This is a genomic window from Micromonospora tarapacensis (assembly GCF_019697375.1).
Lineage (GTDB): Bacteria > Actinomycetota > Actinomycetes > Mycobacteriales > Micromonosporaceae > Micromonospora > Micromonospora tarapacensis.
This window is the reverse complement of sequence record NZ_JAHCDI010000004.1, coordinates 4,977,932-4,993,283: the sequence shown is the minus strand read 5'-3', so window position 1 is coordinate 4,993,283 and position 15,352 is coordinate 4,977,932. Positions and strand designations below refer to the sequence as shown.

General features: G+C 70.3%; 17 protein-coding genes and 1 pseudogene. 4 read left to right on the top strand and 14 right to left on the bottom strand.

Annotation, left to right across the window (positions count from 1 at the left end; genetic code table 11):
- Positions 1-180 precede the first annotated feature (180 nt).
- From KIF24_RS28940 to KIF24_RS28880, 13 genes and pseudogenes are all read right to left on the bottom strand, one after another.
- Positions 181-2,136: a DUF3987 domain-containing protein gene (locus tag KIF24_RS28940; protein WP_221086719.1), complete on the bottom strand. Its 1,956-nt coding sequence runs from the start codon at positions 2,134-2,136 to the stop codon at positions 181-183.
- Between the two features lie 240 nt (positions 2,137-2,376).
- Complete coding sequence (locus tag KIF24_RS28935; RefSeq protein WP_331461319.1) at positions 2,377-3,156, bottom strand: phosphoadenosine phosphosulfate reductase; 780 nt, start codon at positions 3,154-3,156, stop codon at positions 2,377-2,379.
- Positions 3,157-3,191: 35 nt separating this feature from the next.
- Complete coding sequence (locus KIF24_RS28930) at positions 3,192-3,530, bottom strand: hypothetical protein (RefSeq protein WP_221086717.1); 339 nt, start codon at positions 3,528-3,530, stop codon at positions 3,192-3,194.
- Positions 3,527-3,802, bottom strand: coding sequence for a hypothetical protein (locus KIF24_RS28925; RefSeq protein ID WP_331461318.1), 276 nt, complete (start codon positions 3,800-3,802; stop codon positions 3,527-3,529). The genes KIF24_RS28930 and KIF24_RS28925 overlap by 4 nt, the downstream gene beginning before the upstream one ends.
- A 136-nt stretch (positions 3,803-3,938) precedes the next feature.
- Positions 3,939-6,095 carry a cell division protein FtsK gene (locus KIF24_RS28920; RefSeq protein ID WP_221086716.1) on the bottom strand — a complete coding sequence of 719 codons (2,157 nt, stop codon included), beginning with the start codon at positions 6,093-6,095 and terminating at the stop codon, positions 3,939-3,941.
- Between the two features lie 302 nt (positions 6,096-6,397).
- The gene (locus KIF24_RS28915; RefSeq protein ID WP_221086715.1) at positions 6,398-6,586 is read right to left on the bottom strand and encodes a hypothetical protein; all 189 of its coding nucleotides are present in this window, start codon (positions 6,584-6,586) and stop codon (positions 6,398-6,400) included.
- The gene (locus KIF24_RS28910; RefSeq protein WP_221086714.1) at positions 6,583-6,738 is read right to left on the bottom strand and encodes a hypothetical protein; all 156 of its coding nucleotides are present in this window, start codon (positions 6,736-6,738) and stop codon (positions 6,583-6,585) included. The genes KIF24_RS28915 and KIF24_RS28910 overlap by 4 nt, the downstream gene beginning before the upstream one ends.
- A 92-nt stretch (positions 6,739-6,830) precedes the next feature.
- Positions 6,831-6,968, bottom strand: a complete 138-nt coding sequence (locus tag KIF24_RS28905; RefSeq protein WP_221086713.1) for a hypothetical protein — start codon at positions 6,966-6,968, stop codon at positions 6,831-6,833.
- A 12-nt stretch (positions 6,969-6,980) separates the two neighbouring features.
- On the bottom strand, positions 6,981-8,189 hold the full coding sequence (locus KIF24_RS28900) for a hypothetical protein (protein ID WP_221086712.1): 1,209 nt from the start codon (positions 8,187-8,189) through the stop codon (positions 6,981-6,983).
- A gap of 17 nt (positions 8,190-8,206) precedes the next feature.
- Positions 8,207-8,879, bottom strand: a pseudogene (locus tag KIF24_RS28895) (NUDIX domain-containing protein).
- Between the two features lie 16 nt (positions 8,880-8,895).
- Positions 8,896-9,339: a hypothetical protein gene (locus KIF24_RS28890; protein ID WP_221086711.1), complete on the bottom strand. Its 444-nt coding sequence runs from the start codon at positions 9,337-9,339 to the stop codon at positions 8,896-8,898.
- Positions 9,336-9,662: a hypothetical protein gene (locus KIF24_RS28885; protein ID WP_331461317.1), complete on the bottom strand. Its 327-nt coding sequence runs from the start codon at positions 9,660-9,662 to the stop codon at positions 9,336-9,338. Before KIF24_RS28885 ends, KIF24_RS28890 begins: the two co-directional genes overlap by 4 nt.
- Before the next feature lie 12 nt (positions 9,663-9,674).
- Positions 9,675-9,923: a DUF6284 family protein gene (locus tag KIF24_RS28880; protein ID WP_221086709.1), complete on the bottom strand. Its 249-nt coding sequence runs from the start codon at positions 9,921-9,923 to the stop codon at positions 9,675-9,677.
- Between the two features lie 622 nt (positions 9,924-10,545).
- On the opposite strand from KIF24_RS28880, the gene KIF24_RS28875 reads away from it, so the two are divergent.
- The 4 genes from KIF24_RS28875 (at position 10,546) to KIF24_RS28860 (ending at position 15,045) form a co-directional block, all read left to right on the top strand.
- On the top strand, positions 10,546-11,412 hold the full coding sequence (locus KIF24_RS28875) for a winged helix-turn-helix domain-containing protein (protein ID WP_221086708.1): 867 nt from the start codon (positions 10,546-10,548) through the stop codon (positions 11,410-11,412).
- Positions 11,409-12,101, top strand: coding sequence for an HAD family hydrolase (locus KIF24_RS28870; RefSeq protein WP_221086707.1), 693 nt, complete (start codon positions 11,409-11,411; stop codon positions 12,099-12,101). Before KIF24_RS28875 ends, KIF24_RS28870 begins: the two co-directional genes overlap by 4 nt.
- A 184-nt stretch (positions 12,102-12,285) precedes the next feature.
- Positions 12,286-13,008, top strand: a complete 723-nt coding sequence (locus KIF24_RS28865) for a hypothetical protein (RefSeq protein ID WP_221086706.1) — start codon at positions 12,286-12,288, stop codon at positions 13,006-13,008.
- Positions 13,009-13,632: 624 nt separating this feature from the next.
- The gene (locus KIF24_RS28860; protein ID WP_331461316.1) at positions 13,633-15,045 is read left to right on the top strand and encodes an Nramp family divalent metal transporter; all 1,413 of its coding nucleotides are present in this window, start codon (positions 13,633-13,635) and stop codon (positions 15,043-15,045) included.
- A 22-nt stretch (positions 15,046-15,067) separates the two neighbouring features.
- Here the strand turns inward: KIF24_RS28860 and KIF24_RS28855 are convergent, their stop codons facing one another.
- On the bottom strand, positions 15,068-15,223 hold the full coding sequence (locus tag KIF24_RS28855; protein WP_221086704.1) for a hypothetical protein: 156 nt from the start codon (positions 15,221-15,223) through the stop codon (positions 15,068-15,070).
- Positions 15,224-15,352 lie beyond the last annotated feature (129 nt).

Sequence of the window (15,352 nt, the reverse complement as noted above, 5' to 3'; positions counted from 1 at the left end):
GTGGGTTGGGGTAAGGCATAGGAGCGAACCGTCTGTGTGGCTCTCAGCGGGCGGCGCATGTGGGGCCGTTTGTCGGCGGCACGTCTGGAGGGCGGCGGGGCGTGTGACAGAACCGCCAGAACTGACAGAACCCCAAACAACCCACGGTTCTGTCAGTTCTGGCGGTTCTGTCAGCGGCGGTCAGGCGGTTCGGCGGGCCTCGGCGAGCGGGTGCACGGTGGCGGCGGGCTGATGGGTTTCGGGGTGAACTAGGTAGGAGGGTGAGGGCGGTCGTCCCCCGGTGCGGGGTCGCTCGGGTGGGTCGAGTTGCCGAATGTGGCCGTGGGCTTCCAGCAGCGACAGCACCGGGTCGAGGTCGGCGACGGTCGGTATCTGGTTGCTCTTGACCGCGCGGAACAACTCTCGCTTGGTGAAGGCGGTTGCCTCGGTGCGTTCGATCCAGGCGAGAACGTGACGGGCGTTGCGGGTGGCCTTGTCCGCGCCCATGTCGGAGAACGCGGCCAGGGCGTGAGCGGCGAAGTATTCGCCGAGCAGGGCGGCCCGGTCGATGGTGTCTGCGGTGATGGCCTTGCCCCACCCGTTGCGCAGGTGTTCGGCGAGGTGGATCAGCCCGGCGAGCCGGACGACCGCACCGGTGTATTTGCTGCCCCAGTCCACGATGTGTCCCCACGCCCCACCGGGAGCGAGCCGGGGCTCTACCGCCCGCTCGATGTCGAGCACCCGCTCGTTGGCGTCGGGGGTGAGTGGGAGGACGGCGGGGTCGGTCCATTCGGCGAGGCTCATGACGAGCGCGGCGAGGTTGCCCGCATAGGTGGCGGCGACGGGTTCGGGTACCGGGTCGGCTCCGATCTTGCGCCGTCCTACGGTGTTCTCGGGCAGGCTGAACAGGATGCGCGCGAGCAGGCCCTTTCCCCGGAAGCCGGGCATGTCGGCGATGTCGCGCAGCACGTCCGGCTGCACTGCGAGGCCGAGGGTGAGGGCGGGGTGCTCGACGTGTTCGGGGGCGCGGGATCGGCGATTGACCCGCAGCATGTCCCCGGCGTGCCCTTTCAAGAACACTTCCAGGTTCGGGGTGCCGGAGTAGCGGCCGGCGATGGTGGCGAAGATCCCGCCCTCGGGGGAGAGCACGGCGAGGCGTCCGGCCTGTTCGGCGAGCAGTGAGGCGGCTTCCTCGCTGGTCACGTCGTCGGCGACCAACTGCGGCAGGACGGGCACGGTCACGGCGTCGGCGTTCATCGCGGCGGCGGTCGCCTCAGCCAGCAGCGTGTCACGACCGGAAGCGTCGGCGTTCGCAGCGGCGATAGCGGCTTTCTCCGCCGCCTTGCCAGCCACGCGGGCCGAGAGTTCGGCTTCCACGATCGCCGGTTTCGTCCGCTCGACCAGCGTCTTCTCGGCGGCCAACAGCGGCCCGGTCATCGCCGCGAATACCGCCGACTTGCGGGAGCCGGGCGGCAACACGACGACGGTGAACAGGTTCGTTGGCTCCCGCCAGGAGCCGCGTACCTCCACCTCGGCGCGTCCACCGGCGGCGGTCGACAGGGCGGCCAGGGCGATACAGCCGGCCAGATCAACGGGAGTTTGGGTGAACTCGGCCACGGCGTAGACGTGCTCGGCGACCCAATCGGGCAGCACGTAGCCGGGGAAGTCGGGCAGGTGCCGGTGGTCGCCGAGCGGGATCAGCGGCGGCCACTGCGCGGCCCCGGCGGCTTGGTCGAGCATCGCCCGGCCAGCAGCGACGATGTCCGCCACGTCCGTGCCGTCGTCGGCATGCTGAGTCAAGTACGCGCCGAGGTCGGCGACCTGGCGGCGGCGGGCGTGCTCGGCCACGATCCGCGCGTAATGCCCGGCGTTCGCGGCCGTGGGCACAGCCGCGATCAGGGTGTGCAGGTACGGGGCACCACCGACCGTGGCGAGGTCGCCGGTTTCGGCGAGGCGGGCCGCGAGAGCGATCGGGTCGATCGGCTGGCCGGCGCTGTGCATGTGGCACAGCGTTTCCCACAGCCGGCCGTGCGCGGGCCGGTAGAAGTCGGCCGGGGCCAGGGTGGCGGCCAGGTCAGCGACCACGCTCGGGGCGAGCAGCGCGGCCCCGATGACGGCCTGTTCGGCGGCGAGATCATGCGTCGGTGGTCGGGTCATAAGCCACCTCCAACGAGACGAAAGCGGAAGTTAGGGACGGCGACGGCGGTGTTCGGCGGCGAGGTCGATCACCGCGCGCCGACCGGAGTGGAGTCGGGTTCGGGTAGGCCGGCGAGGGCGGCCGGAGTGTGCGCCGGGCAGCGTGGTCCTTGCAGATACGGGCGCACACCCTCGGCCGTCTCGCAGTAGCGGCCAGCGGTGCCGATCCAGTGCCGGCAGGTCGGGCCGGTCATGGTCGGGTCAGGTGAAGCACGCGCCGTTGTCACACAGCGCGTCGGCGGTGTCGAAGCCGGGCAGCATGTCTTGTGCCGTGCTGATCGCGTCGGCAAGCGGCCGGTTGAACCGGGTGAGGTAGACCGGGTCTCTGCCGAGCGCGGCCCTCCGCTGGTTGAGCAGTGCTTCCAGGTCGCACGCCCGCTGAAACATCTCCGGCCGGTCGCGGCGCGTCTCGGCCCACGTCGCGGGCCGCCTAAACGGGCAGAACCAACACGCGCTCTTGGGCGGCACCGGGAGACCAGCGGCGGTGATGATGCGGGCGCAGTCGTCGCGCCGCAGCGGCGGTGCGTGATCCAACAGCGGGTAGACGGTGCGCTCGTAGGGCTCTGACCGGCGGTTGTTGACCCGCTCAATCTCATCCAGGCTGATCCCGACACCCACGATGGCGGGGTTGTCGGCGCTCGCGCCGTGGGCTTTGACCCACCGGCCTATGACCTTGATTTTGAAATCGGCCGTGCATGATCGGGTGCCCGGGGCGCCGTTGGACATCCGCACCGGGATCGGCAACGACCGCGACCCGTCGCGGGTCAGCCTGCCGTACAGCGTTTCCCGGCTGCCGTCGCGGCGCTGGCGGTGCAGCTCGTGAAGCTGGATGCCATGCAGCGCCGCGTAGGGCATGGCGTACCGCTCCAGGTAGGTAAGGGTGGCCGGGTCCTCGGAGTCGTCGCCCACGTTGGCGAACAGGAACACCCCGAAGTCGATCCGCCCCTGCGCGGCCAGGACCAGCGCGGCGGTGGACTGCACCCCGCCGCCGTAGGAGAACACCCGAAGCCCGGCCATCAGGCGGCGTCCTCAGGAGGGAAACACGCGGGGCAGGCCAGCGCGCCGAGGTGGTCAGCCCATCCGGCGGTGTACTCGGCCCATCCGCGTCCGGCGTGCGGGTCGGTGGGGTCGGGTTCGGGCTGGCAGGCCGGGGTGGTGATCCATCGCCGGTTGGTGGTAAACAACGGTCGGCCGCTGTGAGTCGGGTTGCCCTCGGTGTCGCTGCCGATGACGTTGCGGGAGGGGCGGTGCGCCAGCACGCCCGGCGCGAGCCGTACGGGAGCGCAGACGATCAGGTAGCCGCGTTGGCTGTTGGTGAAGCGGGCCGCCGTGGCGGTGGGGGGCGTGGTGGTCATTGCGGGTTCCCCTTGTCGTGGAGTTCGCGGAGGTAGTTGAGTGCGGCGCGGCCGGGGCGTAGGTGTTCGCCGGTGCCGTCGCAGCGGCGGCACGCTCGGGTTGCGCGGAGGATGAGGGGGCGGCGGCGGCCGGTGCCGTGGCAGCGGCGGCACCGCCGGAATGGCCGTAGCCAGCACGCGGCGAGGTAACCGAGGGTGACGGCGGCGAGGGTGAGGATGATCAGGCCGGCGGTGCTGCCTGCGGTGGTTGCGGTCGCGGCGAGGGTGGGCACGGTTGGGCCTCCCAGGGCGTTTTCTGGGCTGAAACAGGGGTTGGGGCGACCCGCGACCGGTCTATGTCTGTCCTGACCAGGCCGGTCGCGGGTCGGGTCGCGTGGACGCGACCGGTCGCGGGTAGGCCGCGACCGTTCAGGCGGTCTTGCGGCGGTCGATCGCGGTGTCGATGGCGTCGGCTTTGGCTCCCTTGAGGGCCTTGCCGGCGCGCTTGACATCTACGCTCGGTACACCGAACGCGCGGACCTGAGCGGAGATCGATTCGGCGGTCAGGTCGGCGTAGTGCTCCGGCATGCGCTGCGCGAGGCGGGCGGCGATGTCTTCCCACTGCAACCCGCGCTCGCCCGGCCCGAACAGTGACCGCACATCGGCCAGCACGTCGCGGGAGGCGCGGGTGATGTCCTCACCGGCCGCCATCCCGGTGAGGGTGCCGGCGGCCTCGCGCAGTTTCCGCGCCGCGATCAGGATTTTCTCGGCGTCCTCCTGATCTGCCAGGTAGGTGCGCACGGTCGGGGTGGCGTCGGACGCGCCGCGCAGGATGCCGACGCCCTTGTAGGTGGGTAGCAGCGTGGACGAGTCATGTCCCTCCGAGTACGCGCCGGACCCGAGTACCAGGTCACTGACCTGCCACGAGCCGGTACGCAGGGAGAACCGCACTTGGTGGTTGTCCCGGTAGGACACGAACTGAGTGGCGACTTGACCGGTGCCGACCCCGGACGGGCGTTGCGTGGCGTCGATCAGGATCACCCCGGCGGCCGGGGCGACTTTGACCAGATAGACGAGCAGCGCGGCGATCTCCTTGGACTGCTCGCCCAGGTCGAAGTACTCCTGAAACTCGTCCAGCACGACCATCCGCACGGGCATGCGGTAGCGCGGGTCGCGGGCGATCTCGCGGGTCAGCTTGCCTTCCGGGCACACGTCTACCGGCAGCGCGGACAGCCGCTCGTAACGGTCCTGAACGTCGGCCTTCAACTCCCGCAGCGCGTCCAACAGGATCTCGCCGGGGTCACCGTCGCGGGTCATCGCCAGACCGAACGCGCACCGGTCCGCGACAAGGGAGAACTTCCGCCAGTCCGGCTTACCGCCGCCATCGAACACGGACAGCTTGACGTACGGGTCGAGCGCCCCGTACAACGCCAGGGAGCGGGCGGCGAACGTCTTACCCTGCCGGGGCTGCGCCCCGATCAACATCGACGTCCACATCAGGTCAATGGAGACCTTGTTGCCGCGCTCGTCCAGCCCGAACGGGGCCGGTGCCCAAATGTCGGTGGGCTTGCACCGCAGCAGCGGCGTCCGCCCAGCCCCCACAGCGAGGGGGTCACGGTCGGCCACCCACAGCGTGTGCCGCCGGTGCGAGGTCGGGTCGCGGGAGATGAACACCTGCGACACAGCAACGTCCAGACCCGACGCGATCGCGCCACGCGCCTTCACCGCGTCATCGAACGTCTTGCCGTACGGCAGATCAATCGACACCTGCGACCCGGTACCCGACGCGTCCCGCGCCATCGTGGACCCGAACTCCACCCGCTGATGCTGCTTGTCCGGGTTGCCCAGCGCGGCCGCGTAGTAGGCGCGCAGGATGATGTCCGGGTTCACCCGCCGAAACCGTCCCGCCACGGTCGCCGGGGTGATGATCGGTCGGTCATCGGGTCGGCCGACGTGCGCCAGGTAGGCCACGGCCAGGCCGGCACCGGCGGTCAGCGCCCACCACGGGGCGGTCGCCCACACGATCGGCCCGCCGATGGCGAGGGTCAGCGCCTCTGCGGTGAGCACGAACCCGCGCCACGCCCGGGTGGCCTTCACCTCCCGGTGCAGCTTGTGCCACATCGCCGGGTCGTTCGCGTCGGCGGCGGCCTGCCGCAACCCGGTCTGCTCCGCCACCCACCACCAGCGCAACTGACGGCCAGTCACCCGGAACACCCCGACCGTGGCCCAGAACGCGGCCTGAGCCGCGTACCAGGGGGCGCGCAGCGCGTGGAACCCGGCCCGGTAGGCGGCCAACTCGGCGGCCTGCCGCACGCTGTGCTTGATGTTGCGCCACCCCGACCAACCGGCAGGCAGGATCGGCCGTCGCCCGGACGGCGAGGCCGGCGGCGGGTCCACCAGCATGCCGCCGCGCTGCGGCGACTCATCGAGGGGCATGTCGAAGTGCGTGTCACCGGCCGCAGGCCGGGGCCGGGGTGCCCGGCGGGCGCGAGCATCGTCCAGGTCCACAACCTCAGCGCCGGGAGCGTCGGTCAGGTCGGCTTCCGCCGCCTGCCAGTCGAAACGGTCATCATCAGGGGCAGTCATGATGGGGGTTCCTCCAACCGATCTGGGGATGAGGACCGGCGGCACAGCCCGTGGTTTGCGAGGCCATAAGGGGGCTGTGCCGCCGGGATAGGGGTGGTCAGACTTCCCACATGGCTCCGCACTGGGTGCAGACCATGAACTTCTTCCCGTCCACGTAGGTGTAGTGGAAAACGGGGTGCGCGCAGCTCTTGCCCATCGGGGGTGCTCCCTCCCGGCCGTCCAGACGCTCTGGCGGCCACCGGACGCCACCGGGTAATGAGCCGGTGGCGGCGGAAGCGGTCAGCGGTACTGGTGGGGAAAGGTCAGCGGCGGTCGCGCGGGGCGGCGCGGCCGTTGAGCTGCCGGCGGGCGCGTTGCGCCTCGGCGCTGTCGTGCAGGGCTTGGCGCTGCCGCTCGGCCTCGGCGCGGGCGGCCTTGCTGCCGGTGGCCGTGGCGGCGGCGTCGGTGTCGCGCCACTGCTGGTAGGCGTCGGTGAACCGCTTGGCGCTCACCGCTTGGCCTGCCGCTTCGCGGCCTCGCGGGCGTTGCGCTCGTCGGCCTGGCGCTGCGCCTCGGCCATCTGCGCCAACCGCTGCTCGCGGTTACGGGCCACGATCCGCTCGTGCTGCTCGCGGTACTGGTGGTCGGAGATGTGCATGCCCATACTGGTGGTCCTCCCAAGACCTCAGGCGGGTTGCGGGTTGGACCGGCGGCACGGCTCAGGTTGCGAGCCGGTGGCCGTGCCGCCGGGCGGGGTCAGGACTGGTCGGCCTTGCGCTGCTTGATGGCCTTGTCGCTGAACATCGACGGGTTGGCCTTCTGCGCGCGGCGGCTCAGGTCCGTGATCTGCTGGTCGCTGATCGTGTTCGGGACGGTGGTCTTCTTGCCGAACATCGGTCCTCCTGTTCAGGCGGCGATCGGGGCGGGTGTGGCGTTGACCGGCGTCGCCGCAGCGTCCGGCGCGGATGGTGAACCGGTCACCGGGCGGGGGCGGTGGCGCTTGACGGTGCTCACGCTGACCTCGGCGAGGCGGGCGATGCGGTCGTGGTTGGCGGTCGGCTCGGCGGTGTGCGCGGCGATGACCCGCTCAGCGGCGGTCAGCGACCGGGGCGTGGGCCGCGCCGGGCGGACCGGCTCACGAACCGGCGCGACCGGGACGGCCGGGGCCGGGGTCACCGGCTCGGCGTGCTCCCACGGATCGGCCGGCACCTCCGCCGGTACCTCATCCGGCGTCGGGTCGGCCGGCGGCGGCGCGGTGGCCTTCTGCGCCCGGGTGGCCTTGTCGGCTTGGCGGGCGGCGGCGCGGGCGGCCCGCTCGGCGTTGTAGCCGTCCCATGCCTTGCGGGGGTCGCGCTCGTTGTGCTCGATCGACCACCGGGCGGCCATCAGGGAGCGGATGGGGAACATGCGGCGGCGCTTCGGGGAGAACTCCACCCCGGCGTCATCGATCAGGCTCGCGTCCTCCGCCAGCAGTTGCACGTGCTGCGCGCGGCGGGTGTGCAGCCCCCACAGCCACGGCGACAGCAGCGACAGCAGCGCGAACGCCACCGCCGCCGCCGTCGGGGCGATGCCGTCGGCGAAGTGGGCGTAGTTGATGGCGGCGACCACGGCGGCGATCGCCCACGCGGCGCGGCGCAGGCTCGCGGCGGTGGCGTGGGCCTTGAGCATGAGCGCGTCGTGGGCGTGCCACTGCACGTAGACGGCGATGGACTCCAGGGCGGCGGAGAACGCCACCGCGAACGCCACCCGAGACGGCCCGTTCCACGCCGCCGGGGCGATCTCGGAGTAGGCGTAGGCGGCCTGCGCGTAGGCCGCACCGCCGTTGATCAGCAGCAGCGGCAGCACCGGACGTAGCTTCGCGGCGAACTCCGCACGCGCCTTACGCCGACGCTCCCGGCGCTCGGCGCGCTCGACGCGGCGGGCGGCGTCGCGGCGGCGTCGCTCCTGCTCATCGGCGATGGCCTGGCGGCGTGCGTGCTCGGCGGCGGCCTCCTGCTGCTCCCGGTCGAGCTGCGCCATCAACCGCGCCCGCTCCACCTCAGCGGCAGCGGACTCGCGGCGGGCCGCCGCGCGGGCGGCCACGATCGCCGGGTCTTCCGGCGTACGACGAAACATCGGGGGTGTCCTTCCGGTCAGTCGGTGAGGATGTCGGCGAGCAGGTCACGGTGGGCGGCGAAGACTTCGCCGCTGTAGGCGTCGGCCAGGTGGCGCACGATGCAGCCGTAGTCGACGGCGGGCACCCACACGGCGCGGCGGGCGTCGTCGGCGCCGGTGACGTCGGGCAGCGGCCCGACGTGGCTACCGAGGTCGATGCGGACCGGAACGGTGACCATCCACGCCTCATCGGAGGCGCGCGGGTCGGGTACGTAGCGGGCGGGCAGCGTCTTCGCCCACGGGGCCGTGTGGGTGGCGATCAGGCCGGTTTCCTCGGCCAACTCCCGAAACGCGGCGGCGGTCGGGTCCTCCCCGGGGTCGACGTGCCCGCCGGGCAGCGCCCACCCGTGTCCGTCGCCGCGCTCGATCAGCAGCAGCCACCGCCACCCGTCCGGGTCGCACGCGGTAACGATCGCGTCGGCGGCAAGGGCCTCGCCCCAGTGGCCCAGCTCGTTACGGCCGTACCGGATGCCGGTCGGCGCGTACGGGTTGACCGGTCGCCCGTCCACGAGGGGGAACGGGATCGCGGCGGCGGCCCGCCGCGCCGTCCAGTCGATGCGGGTCGGGTCCATCTCCGGGTCCGCCCAGGATGCGCCGGCCGGCGGCGATGCCGGCCAGCACGGACGGATGGGTGAAGGTGCGTGCGGTCATCAGGGTCCTTCCCTGGTCAGTGGTTGCAGCCGGGGCAGTGCAGGCCGGGGCAGCACACCCCGGAGCGGCGCAGCAGCAGCGCCAGCACGGCCAGGACGAACGCGCCGCCGGCCAGCAGCGGCAACAGGGCGATGAGTGCGGTGACGATCTGGACGGCGAGGTAGCCGGCCACCGCCACCGCCGTGGTGGCCGGGACGGCGACGGCGGTCACGACCGGCCAGCGGCGGCCTACGCGGGGTGGCGTGGTGGTGCGGGCGGCGCGGGGCCGGTCGATGATCCGGACCGTGACCCACACCCGGCCGTCGCCGTGGGGCATCTGCGCCGGCAGGGTCATGCCGACAAGGCGGTTGGCGTCGCGCAGCGTCGCCACTACGGCGGCCACCTCGCCGGGGGTGCCGACCACGCGGCGGGACACCACCGCGCCGGGCAACGGGCGAGTGCGGGGCGTCCGGGTGGTCATGCGGCCACCGCCGGCAGGAACTCGGCCGGCGTGTCGGTGGTCGGTTCGCAGCAGTGCAGCCGCACCCGAATGTCACGCCAGTCGCCGGACACGTTGGTCAGCACCTTCGGCACGTCGTCGCGCTGGTAGGTGTGGCTGTGCCACTGCTTGATCGGCAGGCGCATGAACCGCGCCCAGCGGCGCAGCTCGACGTGCCTCGGGAAGGCCAGTTCCAACCCGAACTCGTCTGACGCCTCCACCTTCGCCGGTAGCGGCAGCGCGTTGCGGGCCATCGCGTCCGCGACGGTGAACAGGACAACGGGAATGCTCGGCGGGTTCTTCACCGTGGGCACCTCCTACGCGGCCCGGCTCGACGCGGCACGCACGGCCAGCAGCGCGCGAGCCTCCCGCAGCACCCGCTTACGCGCCCGGCGTACCCGCTGCCAGTCCAGGTCGGACGGGGCGGGATCGGCGCACAGGATGGTGATCTGCGCATCCAGCAGCAGCACTTCGGCGTCGATCAGCGGCATCTCCCGCTCGATCTCCGCGAGGTCATCGACGCTCGGACCCTCCGGGCCGGCGTCGGTCAGGTCGTAGCTGTTCACTTGCGGTTCCTTCCGGAACGACGGGAACCCGCCACCGGCCGGCGACGGGGAGAACTCGTCTGCCGCTCACACGGGCGGCAGCGGGTCTGATCCGGGGACAGCGGGGCGAGGTCGCCGCAGCCGCAGCACTCACGCCACACGGCGTTTCCCCTGGTCGAGACACGAACGGCAGCAAAGACGCTCACGGTCATGACGGCTCACCTCCACAAGCGGGGATCAAGACGGGAAAGCCCGGGGTGAGGCCACGCCAGAGCAGCGCGACAACCCACCCCGGGACAGGTGCAGATGCGAAGAGGCAGAAGACAGTCCGCGCGCCAAGATCCGGTCCGCTCGGCCCGCTCGCCCTGGATCTACAGGGGTCGGCCACCGTGTGACTCAAGGCGGGAATACCGCAAGCCAGATCAAACGCGGCGCTTCTGCTCTGGAGTTCTCAATGAACGGCCACACGGCGGCCCGTTCGCGAACGCCGCAGCCAAAGCCGCAACGCCGACGCAGCAACCAACCGGCTTGTCGTTCCTGGCTAGCCAGGTGCGACGAGATGAACGTAAGCCGGCTTGGCTAGTCAGGTCAAGGGGGCGCGGCGAACTTTCCCAACTTGGCTAGTCAGCGCTAGGGTGATCCCGTGAGCGAGAACCTTGACTTCCTCGGCCAGCTAGACCCCGACGACCCGAAACAGGCGTCACAGCAGATCGCGAACAAGCTGCGGGCGGCCATCCTCACGCGCCGACTCGCCCCCGGTGACAAGCTGCCGTCGCAGCCTGAGCTAGCCACCCGCTACGGCGTGGCACGAGAGACGGTCAAACGAGCCCTAGACCTGCTCCGGACAGAGCGGCTGATCGTGTCCCGGCAGGGCAGCGGCGCGTTCGTCCGGGCGCAAACACAGCGAGCCGTCGAGCTGCGCCCGCACATCGAAGCAGCGTTCGATCGGCCTCACGTCAGCATCGACTTCGCCGGGTTCTCCGGCGAGACGCTGCGCGACGCGCTCGCCGAAACACTCGACAAGGTGCGCGTCGGCCGACTCGCGCCCGAGACGATCGCCGTGCGAGTCCTGCTCTCCGACATGACCGCACCGATGGCACTGCCGGCACGGGCCGAGACACAAGCCGACGATCCTGCGGTACGCGAACGCGCCGAGCGAATCACCCGCCGAGCAGCAGACGGCATCATCGATCAGGTCACCGAGCTAGGCGACCTTGGCCTGATCCGGTCGACCACCGTTGAGGTACGGCTACACCGGGCGTCCCCGCTGTTCAAGCTCTACATCCTCAACAGCGAAGAGGTCTTCTACGGCTTCTATCCCGTCACGGAGCGCACCGTATCGATCAAGGGTGAGCCGATGGCCATCTATGACCTGATGGGCAAGGACGTGCCGCTGTTCCACTACGCCGTGACCGACGACGACACCTCACATGGCACACAGTTCGTAGAAGCGTCCCGCCAATGGTTTGACTCGGTGTGGTCGACCATCGCCTACCTGTACGACGCATGAACGCCAACCTCCGCCGACTACTCGGCGATGTCGACGCACTCTTACTCGACTTTGACGGCCCGGTGTGCAGCATCTTCGCCGGATATCCCGCGCCGCAGGTTGCCGCCGAGTTGGTTGATGTGCTGCGGCAGCATGGGGTCGACGTTTCGCCGGAACTTGCCAGCGAGCCAGATCCGCTTGAAGTGCTACGCCGTACCGGCGCGGCTGGCGACCAGGGCGTCACACGGGCCGTAGAAGAGGCACTCTGCGCGGCCGAACGGCGGGCCGTCGAGACTGCCGAACCCACGGCGTACGGACGGGAAGTCATCGTCGCGGCACGACAATCCGGAATGCCGGTTGCGGTGGTTAGCAACAACTCGGCGGGCGCGGTGAGCGCGTACCTGGCCGCGCATCGGCTTGATGCGTACGTATCGCCGGTTGTCGGCCGGGCGTACGCCCATCCGGACCTGATGAAGCCCAACCCCGTGCCGATCCTGCAAGCCGCTTTCGCTGTCGGCGTGCCGTCGAGCCGGTGCGTTCTGGTTGGTGACTCACTTTCGGATATCGATGGGGCGCGGCTGGCCGGAATGCGGGTCATCGGATACGCGAATCGGCCAAGCAAGGCCGAGACATTCCGGGCGGGGGCAGACGTCGTGATTGCGAGCATGGGCGAGATTGCCGGCGCACTAATTGAACGTATTGATCACTGATTTCAACTGGGGTTGATCCCGATTCGCAGCGACCCAGGGTGCACCCGCACCGGCGGCATGTTGAGTGATTGCAGGTAGCCTGGATAATGATGCCATGAGTTCCGCTTCTTCTGATGGCTCAGCCCGTCAGATGCATCCGTTGCTGCGTGGGGCCGGATATGCCCTAGGCGCGGCTGTTGGCGGAATGGCCTTCAACATCCTGTCTGGCGACTACCGGTGGCGGGCAGTTGGCCTTGCGCTGCTCGTCGTGACGGTGGCGGCCGTTGCCGGATTTCTGCGCGGCCATGTGGATGCCAACTCGGTTTTGGCCCGCCGTGCCCCCGCTGTTCTGCTCACCCTCGCCGGACTCGCCACGATCGGCGCTGTGTTCCGGCCGTGGACCATACCCGCCACACTCCTCGCGGCGGGACTGGTGGTGGCGGCGGTCCTGATCTCCACCGACGCCAGCACGGCCTTCCGCCTGCTGCACGGAGCGGCGGTCGTCGGCGTCGGGGTGGCAGTCGCCGGCTTCGGGGCGTCGCTTCTGCGTGGCGGGGACGTGATGTTGGGCGTGGCGGGCATCGGCGTCGGGACGGCATTCATTTGCGGCGGGGTGGCGATGCTGCGTGACAGGCGAGTGCTGTTGGGCGTGGCGCTACTCGGTCTCGGGGTGGTGAACGTCGGCGTCGGGGTGGCGATGCTGCGTGGCGGGGACGTGCTGGCGGGCGCAACGTTCCTTGGGGGCGGGGTGGCGCTCATTTGCGGCGGGGTGGCGATTTCGCGTGAGAGTTGGGTGCTGTTGGGGGTGGCGCTACTCGGTCTCGGGGTGGCGAACGTCGGCGTCGGGGTGGCGATGCTGCGTGGCGGGCAGGTGCTGTTGGGCGCAACGTTCGTTGGCGGCGGGGTGGCGTTTATCGGCGGGGGCTAGCGACGGTGGGTGGGGGAACGTCCTGTTGGGCTGGGCGAGCGTCGGCGGCGGGATGGCGGTCGTCGGCTTCGGGGCGGCAATGCTGGGTGGCGGGCACGTGCTGTTGGGCGTGGCGGGCATCGGAAGTGGGATGGCGCTCACTGGCGTCGGGTTGGCCGCGTCGAAGACGACAGGAACGGTCGGGCGTGCGCGGTCGTGGCTGGCCGGATTAGCAAGTGCCCCGCAAGGGAGCCCGAATGCAGAGGCGGAGACGGGTGCCAAAGACGGACGGACCCCGCCTGACTAAGGAGGGTTCACGACCACCACCCGGGTTGGTCTGCGTCGCATCTGTGTCGTCACACCCGGACTTGGCAACGTTCGTGCTGGTCAGCGCCTTGATCGGGGTGGTCTTGAAAACCGGTAAGGCAGCGATGTCTTCGTGGGTTCGAATCCCACACCCTCCGCTCTCCTGAACCGCAAAAGTGTCCCCCGACCAGCGCAGCTGATCAGGGAGCGCCCTTTTGAGTTTGCGGTACCGCCGCCGCGTCTGACTGGTCGTGTCGTCCACGTGTCGTCTCCGGGTGCCTGGGGTAGGGCCGAAAGAGTCACGCGCTCGTCAGCCCGACGACGACCGAGGGATCCCAGGTGTCGATTGCGTTCCGCCTCCGCTCACAGCCCAGACCCGCGCCCAACCGGGGCCGACTCCGTTGGTACGGCCCTGGCCTGCTGTGGATGGTGTCCTCGGTGGGCTCCGGATCGGTCCTGTTCACGCCCCGTATCGGCGCACGGTACGGCTACGAACTGCTGTGGTTGGCGCTGATCGTGACCGTACTGATGTGGATCATGATTCGGGAAGCCGGCCGGTTCAGCGTGGCGACCGGCCGTACTCTGCTCGATGGCTTCCGCGCGGTGCCGGGGCCGTCCGGCTGGGCGATCTGGGTGATCTTCATACCGCAGCTCGTCGCCGGGGTGGTCACCATCGCCGGCATCGCCGCCCTGGTAGGCAGCGCGCTCATGGTCGGACTGCCCGGCGATCAGGCCATGTACGCGAGCGTGGTGATCCTGGGCTCCGGTGCGCTGGTGCTGGCCGGCCGGTACCAGGGCGTGGAGCGGATCACTTCGGTGCTGGCCCTGGTCCTGGTCGGCGCAGCCATCACCGCAGCGGCGAGCACCGTCAGCGGCGACATCATGACCGGCCTGGTCCCGGGGGTACCTGACGATGTCGACCTGTACTTCGTCCTGCCCTGGGTCGGGTTCATCCTGGCCGGTGCGGTCGGCGTCATGTGGTTCTCCTACTGGGTCGCCGCGCGCGGCTTCGGCGGTGCGGTCGACCAGCCCTCGTCCGCCAGCGACGAGGCCGGCGGTGAGAAGGGAGCGGATCGCGAGGAGCAGCTCGGCCGGGTACGCGGCTGGACCCGGATGATGAGTCGCACCGCCGCGGTCGGCGTGATCGGCGGCGGACTGGTGATCGTGTCATTCCTGGTGCTCGGCGCCGAACTGCTCGCCCCGCAGGGGCGGATTCCCAACGGTGTCGATGTGGCCAGGGACCTGACCGCCCTGCTCAGCGAGCTGTGGGGCACCTTCGGTGAGGTGCTGCTGCTGACCTGCGTGGTGGTCGCGCTGTGGGGCACGATCTTCGCCAACCAGGACGGTTGGGCGCGGACCTACGCCGACGCCACCCGGCTCATCATCGGCCGGCGCCCCGACGACCAGCCCGGCCGCAGCGCCCAGCCGGTCGCCGGTGACTGGGCCGACCGGTTGCACCGCCACCCGCGCCGGGTCTACCGGACCTACGTGGCGGTGAGCATGACCCTCGCTCCGCTCGTGCTGTTCCTGTTGGTCCGTGACCCGGTGCAGATCCTGTCGGTCGGCGGGATCATCGCCGCCGCCCACACCCCGGTCGTGGTCGGGCTTACCCTGTACGTCAACCGTCGGCTACCGGCGCAGGTGCGGCCGTCGCTGGCCAGTCAGGCGGCGCTCGGCGGCGCCGGGCTGTTCTTCGGCGCCTTCGCCGTGGTCTACCTGCTGAGCCTGTTCGGACTGCGGATCGGCCAGTGACCAGCGACGGACTGGCACCGCCTCACTCCTCAGGCGGGCGCTTCCGTCGCTCCTCGCGGATCTTCTCCTCGGCGAGCTTCTCCAGCGCCCGGCGGCGCTCGTCGCGCAGAGCCCGTTCGTCAGGCCGCCGGACGGCGCTGACCACGGCGGTGATGAAGTCACGCCAGATCCCGGCCAAGGAACTCCTTCGCTACCCGGTTGCAGGGGGACAACCCTAGTGAGCGGGCTTCGGTTACGCCGGAGATGGCGCCGGTTTTCTCGAATGCCGCCGCGTCACAGGGTATGAAGGGGCGCAGAACACCACTTC

Coding starts and splice junctions, on each gene's coding strand:
- KIF24_RS28940 (WP_221086719.1), bottom strand. CDS start 2,136: ATGACCCGACCACCGACGCATGATCTCGCCGCCGAACAGGCCGTCATC.
- KIF24_RS28930 (WP_221086717.1), bottom strand. CDS start 3,530: ATGACCACCACGCCCCCCACCGCCACGGCGGCCCGCTTCACCAACAGC.
- KIF24_RS28920 (WP_221086716.1), bottom strand. CDS start 6,095: ATGACTGCCCCTGATGATGACCGTTTCGACTGGCAGGCGGCGGAAGCC.
- KIF24_RS28910 (WP_221086714.1), bottom strand. CDS start 6,738: ATGGGCATGCACATCTCCGACCACCAGTACCGCGAGCAGCACGAGCGG.
- KIF24_RS28905 (WP_221086713.1), bottom strand. CDS start 6,968: ATGTTCGGCAAGAAGACCACCGTCCCGAACACGATCAGCGACCAGCAG.
- KIF24_RS28900 (WP_221086712.1), bottom strand. CDS start 8,189: ATGTTTCGTCGTACGCCGGAAGACCCGGCGATCGTGGCCGCCCGCGCG.
- KIF24_RS28890 (WP_221086711.1), bottom strand. CDS start 9,339: ATGACCACCCGGACGCCCCGCACTCGCCCGTTGCCCGGCGCGGTGGTG.
- KIF24_RS28870 (WP_221086707.1), top strand. CDS start 11,409: ATGAACGCCAACCTCCGCCGACTACTCGGCGATGTCGACGCACTCTTA.
- KIF24_RS28865 (WP_221086706.1), top strand. CDS start 12,286: ATGGCCTTCAACATCCTGTCTGGCGACTACCGGTGGCGGGCAGTTGGC.